This window comes from Streptomyces sp. NPDC015130, assembly GCF_043080005.1.
GTDB lineage: Bacteria > Actinomycetota > Actinomycetes > Streptomycetales > Streptomycetaceae > Streptomyces.
Genome location: NZ_JBIBVC010000007.1, coordinates 21,215 through 36,625, shown reverse-complemented (window position 1 = coordinate 36,625; position 15,411 = coordinate 21,215). Strand labels below are relative to the sequence as shown.

Annotated in this window: 13 protein-coding genes; 5 read left to right on the top strand and 8 right to left on the bottom strand. The window is 73.5% G+C overall.

The genetic code is table 11. The features are described 5' to 3' along the window. Positions 1-4 precede the first annotated feature (4 nt). Entirely contained in the window at positions 5-991 is a 987-nt protein-coding gene (gene meaB / locus ACF08F_RS16345; RefSeq protein ID WP_392299159.1) for a methylmalonyl Co-A mutase-associated GTPase MeaB, read from the top strand. A 72-nt stretch (positions 992-1,063) separates the two neighbouring features. Here meaB and ACF08F_RS16340 read toward each other — a convergent pair whose 3' ends face one another. The 4 genes from ACF08F_RS16340 to ACF08F_RS16325 all read right to left on the bottom strand — a co-directional run bounded on the left by ACF08F_RS16340 (position 1,064) and on the right by ACF08F_RS16325 (position 6,871). Further along, entirely contained in the window at positions 1,064-1,858 is a 795-nt protein-coding gene (locus tag ACF08F_RS16340) for a DUF4239 domain-containing protein (protein ID WP_392299158.1), read from the bottom strand. 234 nt (positions 1,859-2,092) lie between these two features. Beyond that, a complete protein-coding gene (locus tag ACF08F_RS16335) occupies positions 2,093-4,354 on the bottom strand; it encodes an RICIN domain-containing protein (RefSeq protein WP_392299157.1) in 2,262 nt (753 codons plus the stop codon). Positions 4,355-4,621: 267 nt separating this feature from the next. Then, a complete protein-coding gene (locus tag ACF08F_RS16330; RefSeq protein ID WP_392299156.1) occupies positions 4,622-5,203 on the bottom strand; it encodes a TetR/AcrR family transcriptional regulator in 582 nt (193 codons plus the stop codon). A 57-nt stretch (positions 5,204-5,260) separates the two neighbouring features. Further along, positions 5,261-6,871 (bottom strand): serine/threonine-protein kinase, encoded by a 1,611-nt coding sequence (locus tag ACF08F_RS16325; protein WP_392299155.1) that lies wholly within the window; start codon positions 6,869-6,871, stop codon positions 5,261-5,263. Between the two features lie 390 nt (positions 6,872-7,261). On the opposite strand from ACF08F_RS16325, the gene ACF08F_RS16320 reads away from it, so the two are divergent. Beyond that, positions 7,262-8,419, top strand: a complete 1,158-nt coding sequence (locus ACF08F_RS16320) for an agmatine/peptidylarginine deiminase (protein WP_392299154.1) — start codon at positions 7,262-7,264, stop codon at positions 8,417-8,419. A gap of 25 nt (positions 8,420-8,444) precedes the next feature. On the opposite strand, the gene ACF08F_RS16315 is transcribed toward ACF08F_RS16320, so the two are convergent. Beyond that, positions 8,445-9,425, bottom strand: a complete 981-nt coding sequence (locus ACF08F_RS16315) for an SMP-30/gluconolactonase/LRE family protein (RefSeq protein ID WP_392299153.1) — start codon at positions 9,423-9,425, stop codon at positions 8,445-8,447. A 192-nt stretch (positions 9,426-9,617) separates the two neighbouring features. Here ACF08F_RS16315 and ACF08F_RS16310 point away from each other — a divergent pair, with 192 nt between their 5' ends. Further along, entirely contained in the window at positions 9,618-10,190 is a 573-nt protein-coding gene (locus ACF08F_RS16310; protein ID WP_392299152.1) for a Chromate resistance protein ChrB, read from the top strand. Between the two features lie 59 nt (positions 10,191-10,249). Then, on the top strand, positions 10,250-11,410 hold the full coding sequence (locus ACF08F_RS16305; RefSeq protein ID WP_392299520.1) for an MFS transporter: 1,161 nt from the start codon (positions 10,250-10,252) through the stop codon (positions 11,408-11,410). Here ACF08F_RS16305 and ACF08F_RS16300 read toward each other — a convergent pair. After that, the gene (locus ACF08F_RS16300) at positions 11,385-13,427 is read right to left on the bottom strand and encodes a sigma-70 family RNA polymerase sigma factor (RefSeq protein ID WP_392299151.1); all 2,043 of its coding nucleotides are present in this window, start codon (positions 13,425-13,427) and stop codon (positions 11,385-11,387) included. The two genes, ACF08F_RS16305 and ACF08F_RS16300, sit on opposite strands and share 26 nt — an antisense overlap. Before the next feature lie 60 nt (positions 13,428-13,487). After that, complete coding sequence (locus tag ACF08F_RS16295; RefSeq protein WP_392299150.1) at positions 13,488-13,811, bottom strand: YciI family protein; 324 nt, start codon at positions 13,809-13,811, stop codon at positions 13,488-13,490. Between the two features lie 223 nt (positions 13,812-14,034). On the opposite strand from ACF08F_RS16295, the gene ACF08F_RS16290 reads away from it, so the two are divergent. Next, complete coding sequence (locus ACF08F_RS16290) at positions 14,035-14,721, top strand: DUF998 domain-containing protein (protein WP_392299149.1); 687 nt, start codon at positions 14,035-14,037, stop codon at positions 14,719-14,721. A gap of 20 nt (positions 14,722-14,741) precedes the next feature. Here ACF08F_RS16290 and ACF08F_RS16285 read toward each other — a convergent pair whose 3' ends face one another. Then, positions 14,742-15,410 carry a potassium-transporting ATPase subunit C gene (locus ACF08F_RS16285; RefSeq protein WP_392299148.1) on the bottom strand — a complete coding sequence of 223 codons (669 nt, stop codon included), beginning with the start codon at positions 15,408-15,410 and terminating at the stop codon, positions 14,742-14,744. Position 15,411: the final 1 nt, after the last annotated feature.

Genomic DNA, 15,411 nt, shown 5'->3' with positions numbered 1-15,411 from the left:
TCCCATGGCCATCGACATCGACACGTACGTGAAGGGCGTGCGCGAGGGGAAGCGCGCGCTCGTGGCGCGCGCCATCACCCTCGTGGAGTCCACCCGGCCCGCTCACCGGGTGCTCGCCCAGGAGTTGCTCACCCGGCTGCTGCCGCACAGCGGCCGGGCGCGGCGGATCGGCATCAGCGGTGTGCCGGGCGTGGGGAAGTCGACCTTCATCGACGCCTTCGGCACGATGCTGACCGGTCTCGGGCACCGGGTCGCGGTGCTCGCCGTCGACCCGTCCTCCACGCGGACCGGTGGTTCGATCCTGGGCGACAAGACGCGGATGGAGCGGCTCGCGGTGGATCCGTCGGCCTTCATCCGCCCTTCTCCCAGCGCGGGCACGCTCGGTGGCGTCGCGAAGGCGACGCGGGAGTCGATCGTGGTCATGGAGGCGGCCGGCTACGACGTGATCCTGGTGGAGACGGTCGGCGTCGGCCAGTCGGAGACGGCCGTGGCCAACATGGTCGACTCCTTCCTTCTGCTGTCGCTGGCGCGCACGGGCGACCAGCTGCAGGGCATCAAGAAGGGTGTCCTGGAGCTGGCGGACGTCGTGGCGGTGAACAAGGCGGACGGTCCGCACGCGGCCGACGCCCGCGCGGCGGCCAGGGAACTGGCGGGCGCGCTGCGGCTGATGCACGGCCGGGAGGCGGTGTGGACCCCGCCGGTGCTCAGCTGCAGCGCGAGGGAGTCGAGCGGTCTGGACGAGGTGTGGGAGCGGCTGGAGAACCACCGCTCGATCCTCGACGCGGCGGGCCGTCTCGACGCCCGGCGGCGGGACCAGCAGGTCGACTGGGCCTGGACGATGGTCAGGGACGAGCTGCTGGGCCGGCTGAACTCCCATCCGGCGGTGCGGGAGCTCGCCCCGGACGTCGAGCGGCTGGTCAGGAACGGCGAGCTGACCGCGACGCTCGCGGCGGAGCGCATCCTCGGCGCGTTCGGGGAGCGGACCGACTGACGAGGTGGGCGGAGCACGAGAGACGGACCGAGGCGCTCTGCCCCGGTCCGTCTTTTTGTGTGCCCGGTGGGGTCACTCCGTCGTCCAGTACTGCGCGAGGGCTCCTTCCCGGTACGGGGCGGGGCTCACGCTGAGCTCGCCGGCGAACGGGCGGTCGAGGACGAAGACCAGGAGCAGGCTGAAGCCGATGAGGGCGGCGACGGAGCCGACGAAGAGGATCTGGATCCGCAGCTTGCGCATGCCGTAGAGGAAGGTGAGCGGGATCAGGACGAGCGCGCCTCCGAAGGCCAGGGCCTGGAGCAGCGGCGGCAGTTCCTGCTCGGCCATGGTCAGCCGGGCGCGGCGCTGGGCGGCGACGTCGTTCAGGTGGCCGACGGCCTCCTCGTAGAAGACCTCCTCGCGGGCGGTCTTCGGCTCGTACGCCTGAAGCACCTCGAAGACGGCCTGGAACCGGGTCGCGGTGGCTCCGTAGCTCGGCTTCCCCTCGCGCATCTGCGGCCACTGGTCCTCCACGATCCCGTGGACGTAGGCGCTCAGGGCGGTGTCGAGGCGGGCGCGGACGTCGGGCGGGAAGGCGGCGGCGTCACGGGCGATGAGGGCCATGTCGGTGGCCTCGGAGGCGACGATGGTCTGGGTGCTCTCCAGTTGCGTCCAGAGGGTGACGATGACGAAGGCAAGGATGATCCCGTAGATCGCGCCGAACATCCCCAGGGTCACCCCGACCATGTCGTTGTGCTCCCCCTGGATCAGCGAGGGGTACCTGCGGCGGAGCAGCACGCTGCCGGTGACGGCCAGGAGGACGGTTCCGCCGACGGTGACCACGGCCAGGGTGGTGGTACTGAAGTGATTGAGCAGCCAGAGCGACATGTGCGGGGAGTGTAGGGACCGGGAGCGCGCGCCGGAGCCGCCCCCGGCGGGGGCGCTCGGGGCGCACGCCTGCCGCGGCCGTGTGTACGCCGTTGATCACCGGGCGCGCGCCCGGCCCCTGTCGTGCGCCGGTGCCCGGCGCATTCCACACGGACGAGTGACGGACGGGCGGCGGCCGGCCGCTCCGGCGGGGGGCGGCCGACCGCCCGCCTCCCCGTCGGAGCCCGGGTCACCTCAGGTGATCGTCCACTGCTGCAACGCCGAGCCGTTGCCGGGCTGTTGGGTGACCGGGGCGCCGTTGGCGGTGGACGTGGCGGTGAGCAGCAGTCCGCTCTTCACGGACGTGACCGTGTAGGCGCCGCTCGCGAGCCGCGTCACGGTCCAGCGCTGGTTCGCGCCGCCCGTGCAGTTCCACTGGATCACCTTGGCACCGGCTGTCGTCGAACCCCCGTCGACGTCGGCGCAGAGCCCCGACTCGGCGTTGGCGAGCTGATAGGAGCCGTCGGCGCCGCGGGTGAAGCGCCAGGTCTGGTTGGCGCCGCCGTTCGGGGTCCAGGTGACGAGCTGGGTCCCGGGGGTGGTGCTGTGGCCGGGGTTGTCCAGCGCCTTGCCGCTCGCGGTGAGCGTGTGGTCGCCGTCGGCGATCACGACGGGGGCCTGGCCGACGGCGGTGAGCGTCAGGGTCTGCTCCCCCGCCTTTCGCGCCCCGCCCACCGCGCTGCCCGTGGTGTCGGTCCAGCTGCGGGTGGGGGTCGTCTCCACCAGGCGGTTCGCGGTGCCGGACAGGCCGATCACGAGGCCGCTGTAGCGGTTGACGAGGCGGTACGTGCCGTCGGACGAGCCGTCCGCGGCGGAGGTGCCGGGGATCACGAACCACTGCTGGCCCACGGTGGGGCCGCCGGCCGGGGCGGGGGTGACCGTCGGCCTGGTGCCCCAGGCGCGGCTGCCCGTGGTGGCGGAGTCGACGCCGAGGAGGTGTCCGGTGGCGGCGTTGGCGATGCGGTGCGAGCCGTCGCCGTTGGCGGTGAAGATCCACGACTCCAGGGCGGCGCCGGTGGCCGCCGGTACGGAGGTGGTGGCCGGGCCGCCGGCGGCCTGGGCGAGGACACGACCGCCCGCGGCGGCGATCCGGTACGCCTTGCTCGTGTCGACGGGGGCGGCGGGCGCGGAGGAGTCGACGGAGAGGTTGACGTACTCGCCGGACGCGCCGCCCGAGCAGCCGAAGGAGCAGTAGGAGCGGAAGTTCCTGCCGACGATCCCGGAGCCGGTCTTGTTCACACCGTCGAGGAACCAGCGGTACCAGGACGCGTTCCGGTAACTGCCCGTGTCGCCGAGGCGGAACCACTTCTGAGCGCTGAGGTCGTCGGTGGCGTAGATCTCCTGGGGCGCGTTGCCGCTCTGGTCGACGGCCTGCGGCTCGCCGATGTACAGCCCCAGGTGGGCGTTGTAGGTGATGTCCATGACGAAGAGGGGCGAGGTGGGAGGCATCTTGCCGGACGCGACCTGCTGGCTCACGGTGCCGGAGTTGGCCGGGTCGTACTCGCCGCCGACGGGGGTGTACCCGCCGGGGTCGGTCCCCGTCACCGGCGTCATGTTGCTCTCGCGGCCACCGACACCGGGCTCGGTCCAGGCCCCGTCGTACCACTTGCGCCAGGAACCGGGCGCCATCTTCGCGGAGATGGGGGCGCGTGCCACGTGTGCGTGGAAGGCCTTCCAGCCGCCGCCCTTCTCCACGATCCGCGAGCCGTAGAAGGCGTAGAAGTAGCCGGAGGCGGTGTCGACGAACAGGCGCTGGTCGCCGTCGCCGTAGTGGTACGTCTGCTGCGGGAAGGCCGCCGTGTCGCCGCGCCGGGTGCTGAACGGGGAGGTGATGACGTGGTCCCTGATGGTCCACGTCCTGCCCTGGTCGGTGGAGACCGCGTAGTCGATGCCGTCGAAGTGGACGCCGTCGCCGAAGGGTTGGGGGGTGAACTCGTTGTGGACGAGGCCGTACCAGTCACCGGTGTCCGGGTCGACCCACACTCCCGCCAGGTCGCAGAAGTTCCGCTGGGAGTACGACGATCCGGTCGGCGCGTAGGTGGAATCCCGTCCGGTCGGGCTGTTGTTGCACCGCCATGTCGTGTCGTTGTTGCGGTCGTTGGCGTTCGCCGGGTTCACGGCGTCGCTGAGGGCGCTCGACCGGGTGGCGGTGTCGAAGTTCGTCCCGGTGTAGAAGGTCCACCTGCGCTGCTGCGTCGATCCGTAGAGCGCGTGGGCCTGCTGGAAGTAGAAGGTGCCGTCCTTGTCGATGTAGGTGGCGGCCGGGGTGTCGTCGGGCTGGGACCACGATCCCTTCGCGCCGACGGTGACGGTGTAGGCGGCGGCGCTCGCGGACGGCTGCGCCGACGCCTGCACGGGTGCGGGAGCGGGTGCCGTGGCTTCGGCGCCGCCCGCGGTCACCGCGAGGGTGACGGCGGCGACGACCGTACCGATCAGGCTTCTTCGAGGAGTTGGCATGGGGGGACTCCTTGGCTGGTCTCCGTACGCGGCCCTTCATGGCGGCTGCGTACACAGAAGCGCGCCGCTCGGGCCCTGCACATGGACGCTCGCCCGCGGCCGCTTGGACTTTGTGCGGAGCGGAGCCACGAGCGGGAGCGGGCGGCCACGAGCGGGAGCGGGCGGCCGGGAGCCGGGGCGGGAGGCCGGAGCGGGACCGGTGCCGGGACACCGGGAGCCGAGGAAAAGGGAAGGCGGAGGCGAGGGGCCGGGAGCCGGGAGCCGGATTTATGCCCGCCGCAGCCGGGCCAGTTCCACCTCGACGGCCTCCGCCATCAGCGTCCGTGCGTGGTCGATCGTGATGCCGCCGCTCAGCCAGCGCATGCTCAGGCCCTCCAGCAGGGCCGTGAGCCGCTCGGCGGACGCGGTGAGTCCGACCGCCGGGGCCAGGGGCTCCACCTGGCCGAGGAGTCCGGCCACCTCCTGCACCCACACCAGGGTCGCCCGCGCGAGGTCCTCGCGCAGGACCGGGTCGAAGACGGCGCTGGCCCGGAGTTCGCCCCAGGCCGTGCTGTTCTCCCGCACCTCCGGTGTGTCCTGGAGCTCCAGGATCAGCACCTCGTCGAGTTCCTCGCGGGGGGTCAGCGGCTCCGCCGCCGCGTCCTGCGCCGCGGTGTACCGCTCGGCGCGGCTGTTGATGAACTCCAGCGTGTGGCGCAGGATTCCGGTGCGGTCCTTGAAGTGGTAGTAGATCAGACCGGTGGAGACCCCGGCCTCCTCGGCGAGTTCCTCCACGCGGAGCCCGCGGACCCCGCGCCGGGCGATCACCCGGGCGGCCGCTTCCAGGATCTGAGTACTACGAGATGCCATGTCACGAACCCTATCCGGACCTCCGGGCGGCACCCCCTCCCGGTCCCGCCCACGTCGTCAGCCGTTCCGTCGGTACTGGCTCAGCACGACGGTGACGGGACCGGTTCCGTCACCCCCCTCGACCAGTCGCGCCACGACGAGCCGCTCGCCGTCGGAGCTGCGCACGCAGAACGGCCGCTCGTCGGCGAGTTCCGCGAACGGCAGGCTCGTCACCGGCTCCGCGTCGACCCCCCGCTCGCAGTCGGCCGGGCCGAGCGAGTACCCCGCGGCGACGAAGGCGTCGGCGTCCTCCGGGAGCAGGAAGCCGTTCTTGTCCCGGGCGAGGTACCAGACGGCGGTCTCGGCGGGCGCCACCTTCCCGGTGCGGAGGTCGAACTCGTAGCCGTCGTCCGGAGCGGTCAGTTCCACGTCCGCGTAGCCGGGCGTGTACCCGCCGGCCGGCCCCTCGCCGCCCCCGTCCTGCTCGCCCGTCATCCAGTACACGGCACCGGCCGCCGCCACGAGCCCGGCGACGACGGCGGCACCGCCGGCCACCAGAGCCGTACGGCCACGACGCCTGCCACGGCGTGCGGCCGAGCCGCTCTTCCGCGCGGGCGCCGCGTCCCGCTCTCCGTCCGGTCCGCCCGTCGCGGCGCCGCCCGTCGTTCCGCCGCCCGGCACACGGCCGTCCGTCGCGACCCGTTCCGTGGGCACGTGGACCGCCGGCGGCGGCGTGGGGACGGCGGGCGCCGCCGCCCGTGTGGGACGGTCGTGCGGCGAGAAGCCGCCGAGGACCGGCGGCCGGTGCCCGCCGGAGGGCAGGAGTCCGCCGAGGTCGTGACCGGGGCCGGCCGCGAGGTGCGTCCGGACGGCGACGATCAGCTCTGCCGGGGTGGGGCGCAGCTCCGGGGACTTGGTCAGGCAGTGCCCGACGAGCTCGCGCAGCTCCCCCGGGACGTGCGAGAGGTCGGCGGGCTCGTGGACGACCCGGTAGAGGGCGGCCGACTCGGGCCCCGACCCGAAGGGCAGGACGCCGCCGGCCACGTACGCGGCCGTGGCGCCGAGCGCGAAGACGTCGGTCGCGGGCGTCACGGCGTGTCCGAGGGCCTGCTCGGGCGCCATGAACGCGGCGGTGCCGATCCGCAGGCCGGTGCCCGTGAGTCCGGTGGAGTCGGCCGCGCGCGCGATGCCGAAGTCGATGACGCGCGGGCCGTCCTCGGCGATCAGGACGTTGGCGGGCTTGAGGTCGCGATGGATCACGCCCGCGCCGTGGATGGCCTGGAGGGCCTCGGCGATCCCGGCGACGAGACGCAGCACCTCGGCTGCCGGGAGCGGGCCGTGGCGCTCGACGACCTGCTGGAGCGAGGGGCCGGGGACGTAGGCGGTGGCCAGCCAGGGGACGACGTCGTCGGCACCGGCGTCCACGACCTGCGCGGTGTACAGGCCGTGGATGCGGCGCGCGCTCGCGACCTCCTGGGCGAACCGTCTGCGGAACTCCGGGTCGGCGGCGAAGTCCTCGCGGACCGCCTTCAGGGCGATCGGCCGGCCGCCCGGGGTGTGGGCGAGGTAGACGACCCCCATGCCGCCCGAGCCGAGCCGGGCGTGGATCCGGTAGCCGCCGATCTCGCGGGGGTCGTCGGGCGTCAGGGGCAGGTGGGCCGACTGGACCACGGGCTGAGGGGAGGACATGGGCGGCTCTTTCGGCGGTACGGAACGGCAGGGCCGATGGGGTGCACGGCGCGCCCCGCGCCGAGAGTGCCTCTTAACTAAAGTTTCAGTCAATATCGACACCAACACCCTACCGCGATCCCAGCAGGGCACTCTCGGGCCCCTCGGAGCGCTCCCCGGGCCCTCGGAGCGCTCCCCGGGCCCCCTCGGACCCCTCCCTCGCCTATTTGACTGAAAATCCAGTCAGTGTCACAGTGGGATCACGGCCCACCCCCACTCACGCCGCCGAGCCGCCGTCCTCACGGCCGCTGTAGCGTGAAGCCAAGGCCCGCGATTCCGTCACCGCGCCGCGTCCCCGCGCTCCCACGGCCACCGCCGGATACTCTCGCCAGCCCACGATCGGAGCACTCTGTGTCCCACTTCCTCCCCACCCGTCGCACCGCCCTGCGCGCCTTCGCCGGCATCGGCGCCGCACTCGGCCTCGGTGCCACCGCCTGCGGTCCGGAAGACCCCTCGCTCGGCGGCACGGCCGGCGCCCCCTCCCGTACCCCCGTCGGCGAGCGCCGCTTCGGCGCCGAGTGGGACAGCCACACCCGTACGTTCATGTCCTGGCCCGCGCTCGCCTCCGTCTGGGAGGACGACCTCCCCTACGTACGGGAGGACATCGCCCGTATCGCCCGCGCGATCGGGGAGTACGAGGAGGTCGTCATGATGGCCCGCCCGGAGCAGGTGGCCGCGGCGCAGCGGGCCTGCGGCAGGCAGGTCGAGGTCATCCCGCTCGCCGTCGACGACCTGTGGGCGCGTGACACCGTGCCCGTCTTCGTGGAGGACGACGGCAAGCTCGTCGGGGTCGACTTCAACTTCAACGGCTGGGGCAACAAGCAGGAGCACACGAACGACGGGCAGGTCGGCCGCAAGCTGCTCACCCGGTACGGCATCCCCCGCGAGCAGGCGCCGCTCGTCGCCGAGGGCGGCTCCTTCGAGACCGACGGCGAGGGCACCCTCCTCGTCACGGAGAGCTCGATCGTCAACGACAACCGCAACCGCGGGAAGACCCGGGACCAGATCGAGGACGAGCTGATCGAGACCCTCGGGGTGGAGAAGGTGGTGTGGCTCGCGGGCGTCCGCGGCGAGGACATCACGGACGCGCACGTGGACAGCCTCGTACGGTTCACCGCGCCCGGCGTGGTCCTGCTCGACCAGGCCTTCCCCGGCACTCCCCCGGACTCCTGGTCCCGCTCGGCCGACCAGGCCCGCGCCGTGCTCGGCAAGGCGACCGACGCGCGCGGCCGGCGCTTCGAGATCGTCGACCTGCCGCAGCCCGACCTGGACAGGATCACCGGCGAGGGCGACGACTTCGTGTCCACGTACGCGAACTTCTACGTCGCCAACGACTCGGTGTTCATGCCCAAGTTCGGCGACAGGAAGGCCGACGCGCGGGCGAAGGCCATCCTGGGCGAGCACTTCCCCGACCGGGACGTCGTGCAGGTGCAGATCGACACCATCGCCTCCGGCGGTGGCGGCATCCACTGCGCCACCCACGACCAGCCCGGCAAGCCCGCGGCCTGACCCGCGTCCCGGCCTTCCGGCCGGGTCAGCGGGCCCCGTGCCCCTTCCGCAGGTCGGCGAGGAGGAGGTTCGGGTCCTTCACCTCGGTGAAGAAGGACGCGCTGGGTACGTAGACGGTCTTCCCCCGCACGGCCACGGAGGTCGGGTTGGAGAGGCCGTCCTGCGCGTCGAGGACGTCCTTGTGCGTGCCGTCGGGGCGTACGAGCGCGAGGGCGTTGTCCATGATCCGCGCCGCCAGGACCGTGTCGTCGTGGCCGGTGAAGGCGAAGTCGTCGATCCAGGCGAGCCCGGTCGCCCTCGTCTCGATCGGGCCCGCGCCCCCGTCGGCCTCCACGGGGATGCGCAGCAGCGTCCGACGGTCGGTGTTGGAGACCCAGACGGCGCCGTTGTGGACCTTGAGGCCGTTGGCGCCGACGAGGCCGTCGGGGGCGGGCAGGGGCTGGAGCGCGGTGCCGGTGGCCCAGGCCGTGGGCGCCCCGCCCTCCGCCGGGACCCGCCACACCGTCCCGAGCACCGAGTCGGCGACGTAGAGCGCCCCGCACTTCTCGTCGAGGGCCAGGCTGTTGGGGAAGCCGTTCGGCGGCAGCTGCGCGATCTGGACGGGCGCGCCGCCGTCGGTCCCGATGCGCCAGACGCCGTTCTCGGCCGTCCCGGTCGCGTAGGTGACGTAGAGCGTGCCGTCGTGGGCGCGCGCGATGCCCATGGCGGCGGCCACGCCGATGACGGGGGTGTTCGGGTTCTCGACGGCGGGCAGCGTGGCGACGGTCCGCTTCCCGCCCTTCTTGTCGACGTTGACGACCTGCCGGGCGAAGGCCAGGGTCAGGTTCGCGGAGCCGTCGGGTTCGAGGGCGATGTTCTCGGGCGTCTGGCCGAGGGCGAAGTCGAAGCGGGCGACGATGCGCGGGTCGGTCACGACCGGTTCGACGGCCGCGCCGGGGCCTGAGGCGAGCACGGTGAGGGCGAGGGCGGCCGCGACGGTGGCGGCCAGGCGTGGGACTCGGGACACGGGATTCTCCTTGACGGACGGCCTCACGGCCGGTCGTGGCGACACGGCCGCGAGACGACCTTGACGACCCGTCGGCCCGGGCCTGCCGAAGCCCGGGCCGACGGGTCGCCCGCGTGGCTCATGTCCTGGGGCCGGTTGCCCCGCACTCGGGTGACCTCCCCGCCCGATGTAACGCGTGCTACATTCTCCGCCGTGACAGACATCGAACGCCGCGTCCGCTGGCTCGTCCTCCTCGTCCGGCTCCCCGCCTCCCCCTCCCGGCACCGCGTCGCCGTCTGGCGCGAGCTGCGGAAGGTCGGCGCGCTCTCCCTCGGGCAGGGCGTCTGGGCCGTGCCCGACGTGCCGGCCTTCGCGGACGGTGTCGCCCGGGCCGTCGAGCTGGCCGGGGCCGTCGACGGCGGAGAGGCCGTCACGCTGGAGGCCGGGGGCCGGAGCGAGGCCGACGCGGCCCGCCTCCAGGCGATGTTCACCGCCGCCCGGTCCGCGGACTGGGCCGAATTCCTCGCGGACTGCGGGAAGTTCGAGGAGGAGATCGCCAAGGAGATCCGCATCGCCAAGTTCACCCTGGCGGAGCTGGAGGAAGAGGAGCAGAGCCTGGAGCGGCTGCGCCGCTGGCACCGCGACCTGACCGCCCGGGACGTCTTCGGCGCCCCGGAGGCGGCCGGGGCGGCCGAGCGCCTGAAGCGGTGCGCCGCCGCCTGCGAGGGGTACGCCGAGCTGGTCTTCGCCGCCCTGCACGGCGTCGACGAGGAGGTCACGCCGTGACCGCGACGCCGCCCCCGAACCCCGCCGCTCCCCCGGTCTCCCCGGAGACCCGGCGCGCCATGTGGCCTTTGTACGCCGCCGGGTTCACCACCGCCTTCGGTGCCCACGGCATCGCCGCCAACCTCGGCGGCTTCTCCGAGGACGCCGTCACCTCCCTCCTCGTCCTCGGCGGGCTGCTCGCCCTGTACGACGGCGCCGAGGTGCTGCTCAAGCCCGTGTTCGGCACGCTCGCGGACCGGATCGGCGGCAAGCCCGTCCTCCTGGGCGGCCTGCTCGCCTTCGCCGCGGCGTCCGCGCTGTACGCGGCGGCCGACAGCCCCGGCTGGCTGTGGGCCGCCCGCCTCGGCCAGGGCGCCGCCGCCTCCGCCTTCTCCCCGTCCGCCTCCGCGCTCGTGGCCCGCCTCAACCCGGCGGCCAAGCACGGCCGGGCGTTCGGGAGTTACGGCTTCTACAAGTCGATCGGCTACACCCTGGGCCCGCTGCTCGGCGGCGTCCTCGTCTGGGCCGGGGGGCTGCGGCTGCTGTTCGTCGTCATGGCCGTGTGCGGTGCGGCCGTCGCCCTCTGGGCGGCCCTCGCCGTGCCCTCCGTACCGCCGCTCCCCCGCAGGCGGCAGACCGTGGCCGACCTGGCGCGCCGCCTGGCCGACCGGTCCTTCCTCGCCCCGACGGCCGCGCTCGCCGCCGCCACCGCCGCGCTCTCCGTCGGGGTCGGCTTCCTGCCGGTCTCCGGCGCAGCCGCCGGTCTCGGGACCGTCGCCACCGGCGCGGCCGTGTCCGTCCTCGCCGCGACGGCCGCCTTCGTCCAGCCGAAGGCCGGACGCGCCCTCGACGCGGGCCGTCTGACCACGCGTACGGGACTCCTCACCGGCCTCGCCGTCACCGGGGCGGGGCTCGCGGCGGCCATGCTCCCGGGCCTGGCCGGCATCCTGCTCGCCGCTGCCCTCATCGGCTCGGGCACGGGCCTGATCACCCCGCTCGGCTTCGCCGCGCTCGCCGCCTCCACCCCTGAGGAGCGGCTCGGCCAGACCATGGGCTCCGCCGAGCTCGGCCGCGAACTCGGCGACGCCGGCGGTCCGTTGCTCGTCGCCGGCGTCGCCACGCTGTCGACCCTCACGTACGGCTACGGGGCCCTAGCTCTGCTCATCGCCGCCGCGCCGGTCCTGGCCCTCGGCCCGGCGCGCCGACGGGCGCCGGTCAGCGATCCCGGGGGTCCGGCCTGAGCCGGCGCAGGGTGTAGCCGTCGCGGGCCGGGTCCAGGGGGACGGTGGCCTGCTTGAAGAGGTACTCGGCCCGCTCGTAGGAGAGCCTGCGGCGGCCCGTGTCCGGGCAGAGGTCGGCCGCCTCGGGGGTACGGGCCGGGCCGGGGCGGCGGTCGGAGAGGAAGACCGGGCCGCGGGTCCGGCCGGCGAGCAGCCGGGGCAGGAGCCGGGCCGTTCCGGACCGCCAGCCCACCCAGTCGCCACGGGAGCGGGCGGGGGCCGGGGTACCGGCAGGTGTACGGCTCCTCGTACGCGTCCGGGCACGTCGGTCGTCCAGGTCCAGGTCCTCGACGTTCAGGGCGAGCACCGCCGTCACCCCGGCGCCCGACTCGTGCAGCAGCCGCCACAGCGTCTCCTCACGCAGCGGCAGGTCCGGGAGGCTCCAGACCGCGTCGAGCTGCGCGGGGTCGAGGGGCCGCGCGCGGGGGCGGGTCCCGGTGCGGCGGTCGAGCCCGGTGGTGAGGTCGTCCAGGGAGGCCCAGGCCCCGAAGGAGCGGACGGCCGCACGGTGCCGGTTCCAGGTCGCGGGCGCCGCCTCGCCCCAGGCCGTCGCGAACACCCGCGCCACCTGGTCCGCCGTGAGCGACGCCAGCGGCTGCTGGTCGCCGAGGGTGCGGCGGAGGCGGCGCAGCGTCTGCCCGTACGAGCGGCTCGTCGCGGGGTCCAGCTCGTCGCGGCCCAGGAACTCCTCGGCCGCCCGCCCCAGGACGGGGCCGGCCGGAGCGGCGGTGCCGAGCTCGTCCGCGCGCCGCTCCAGGAAGGACCGCTCGGCGGCGTTCCGTGCGAGGGAGGCCGCCCGCCGGAACTCGACGCGGGCCTCGTCGAAGCGGTCGAGCCCGGCCAGCAGGTCGCCCCTGACGCCGGGCAGGAGGTGGTAGTCGCGCAGCACCGGATCGGTGAGGAGGGCGTCGGCCAGGTCGAGACCCGCCTGCGGGCCGTACGCCTTGCCGACCGCGACGGCGCGGTTCAGCCGGACGACGGGGGTCGGCAGGACGCTGGTCAGGGCCTCGTACAGGGCGGCGATCCGCGCCCAGTCGGTGTCCTCCGCGCTCCTCGCCTGCGCGTGGCACACGGCGATCGCCGCCTGGAGCGTGTACGGGCCGGGGGCGCCGCCCGCGTCCCGGGCCTTCAGCATCGCGGTGAAGCCGCGGCGGATGAGCAGCTGGTCCCAGCGGCCCCGGTTCTGCTCGTGCAGGGGGACGGGCTCGCCGGAGGGCCCGGTGCGCGCGGCGGCGCGGGAGGCCTGGATCTCCATCAGTGCGACCAGCCCGTGCACTTCGGGTTCCCGTGGGGCCAGTTCGGCGAGGAGGCGGCCGAGGCGGAGGGCCTCCAGGCAGAGTCCGGGGCGCATCAGGTCGTCGCCCGAGGTGGCCGAGTACCCCTCGTTGAAGATCAGGTAGACGACTTCGAGGACCGAGGAGAGCCGTTCGGCCAGGTGGTCGCCGTCGGGCAGCTCGAAGGAGAGGTTCTCCTCGGCCAGTGTCCGCTTGGCCGTGGCGACGCGCTGGGTGATCACCGTCTCGGTGACGAGGAAGGCGCGCGCGATCTCCTCGGTTGTCAGGCCGCCGAGCAGGCGGAGCGTGAGGGCGGCGCGGGCCTCGGTGGGCAGGACGGGGTGGCAGGAGAGGAAGAGGAGGCGGAGGACGTCGTCCGGCTCGTCGTCGGGCCGTGCGTCGGGGCCCTGTTGCCGGTCCTGACGCTGCCCCAGCTCGTGGGCGAGCTGCTCCTGCTTGCGTTCGAGGCGCTGGGCGCGGCGGAGGTGGTCGAGGGCGCGCCGCTTGGCTGTGGTCGTCAGCCAGGCGCCGGGGTTGTCGGGGACGCCGGAGACGGGCCACTGTTCGAGGGCGGCGACGAGGGCGTCCTGAGCCAGCTCCTCGGCGAGACCGACGTCGCGCACCATGCGGGTGAGCGAGGCGACGATCTTCGCCGACTCCAGTTTCCAGGCCGCATCGACCGTGCGGTGAACGTCCGGCAGCACAGGAACGATCACAGCACCCGGCGCGGCTCGCTCGCAAGCCGTGCCGGGCGCCGACCGTGGTCAGGGGCCGAAGACCTGCTGGACCACGCTCTCGCCGTCCCCGACGATCCGGCGGAAGCGGCGGGCCAGTTCGATGGCCTCCTCCTGGGAGCGGACCTCGATCAGCGCGAAGCCGGCGACGGCCTCCTTGGCCTCGGCGAAGGGCCCGTCCGTCACGGTGATCTCGTCCCCGGAGGACGTCACCCGGACGCCGCCCGGCTCCAGACCGCCGGTCGCCAGCAGCACGCCGGCTGCCGTCAGTTCCTCGACGAAGCGGCCCATCTCCGCGAACAGCTTCTCGTCGGGGGCGGTGTCGGACGGCTTGGTCGTCATCAGGTAGCGCATGGGATCTCGTGCCTCTCGGTCGGTGACGTGCTTCGTCGGTGAAGCGCTTCGCGGTCGGTGAAGCACTTCGCGGTCGATGACGTGCTTCTCGCTCGGTGAAGTGCTTCTGCCCAAGCGTCGAACAGCATCATGTGACAGGGAATAGCAGCGTTCCCTGTCACATGCCTGGTTCGACGTGTCAGCGAGAAGCAACCGCCCCGCCCACCGGAAGAGAGTCCCCGCCATGGCCACCACCGCCACGCAGCCCGCCCCCGGCACGACGACCACCGTCGCCCCCGCCCTCTCCCGTACCACCACCCGCTCCCTGCTCACGGTGGCCGCGGTGGCGCAGCCGCTGTGGGCCCTCGTGTCGCTCACCCAGGCGGCCACCCGCGACGGGTACGACATCACCCGCCACCCGCTGAGCGCCCTCAGCAACGGGTCCCTCGGGTGGATCCAGATCACCAACTTCGTCCTTGCAGGCGTCCTGACCGTCATCGGGGCCGGCGGTCTGCGCCGGGCCCTGCGGGGCACGCCCGGCGGCACGTGGGCGCCCCGGCTCGTACGGATCAGCGGCTTCGGCATGATCGCGGCGGGCGTGTTCGTGATGGACCCGGCCGACGGCTTCCCCGTGGGTACGCCCGAGGGGATGCCCGCCGCCCTGTCGTGGCAGAGCTACGCCCACTTCGTCGCCGGTTCGGTCACGTTCACGGCGCTGATCGCCGCCTGCTACGTCCTGGGCCGCCACTTCGGCCGTGCCGGGCTGCGGAGGCACGCCGTCGGCTCCCGGATCGCCGGTACGGCGCTGCTGCTCGGGAACGGCTGGGCGATGGGCGGCGGCACGGCCGGCACGCTCACCCTCGCCGTCGGAGCGATCACGGCGATGGCGTGGATCGCCTCGGTCGCCGCGAGGTGCCGCCGCGCCCTCTGAGGCCGCCTCGGCGCCCGCTCCTAACTCGACGTCAGCTCCTTGAGGGCGACGTTGAGTCGGAGCACGTTGACCCGCGGCTCGCCGATGAAGCCGAGGACGCGGCCGTCCGTGTGGTCGGCGACGAGCCGGTCGACCCGGGCGACGGTCAGGTGGTTCCGCTCGGCGATCCGATGGACCTGGAGGCTCGCGTACTCCGGCGAGATGTGCGGGTCCAGGCCGGAGCCGGAGGAGGTCACCGCGTCCGCCGGGACGTCCGACGGCCGCACGGTGTACGAGGCCGTCGAGTTGTCCTTGATCACGGCGGCCTTGGCGTCCTTGACCCACTGGATCAGGTCCTCGTTGTCGCCCGAGCGGTTGGTGGCGCCGGAGAGGATCAGCTTGTACTGGGTGTTGACGCTGTTGGTGCCCAGGCCGTTCGACGGGCGGGGCTGGAACCAGCGGAGGTCCGGCGCCGCCGTCTCCTCCCCTTCCTTCAGCGGCAGGTCGTACCTCTGGCCGATGAGTTCCGAGCCGACGACCCGGCCGCTCGCGTCCTTGATCTCGGAGCCGTTCGCCTTTCCGGGGAAGGCGAGTTGGGCGATGCCGGTGACGGCGAGCGGGTAGAGGACGCCGGTGATCACGGTGAGGACGAGGAGGGCGCGCAGGCCCGCCCACAGGACACGGCCCGTGTTTCCTACGGAGTTGTTCATG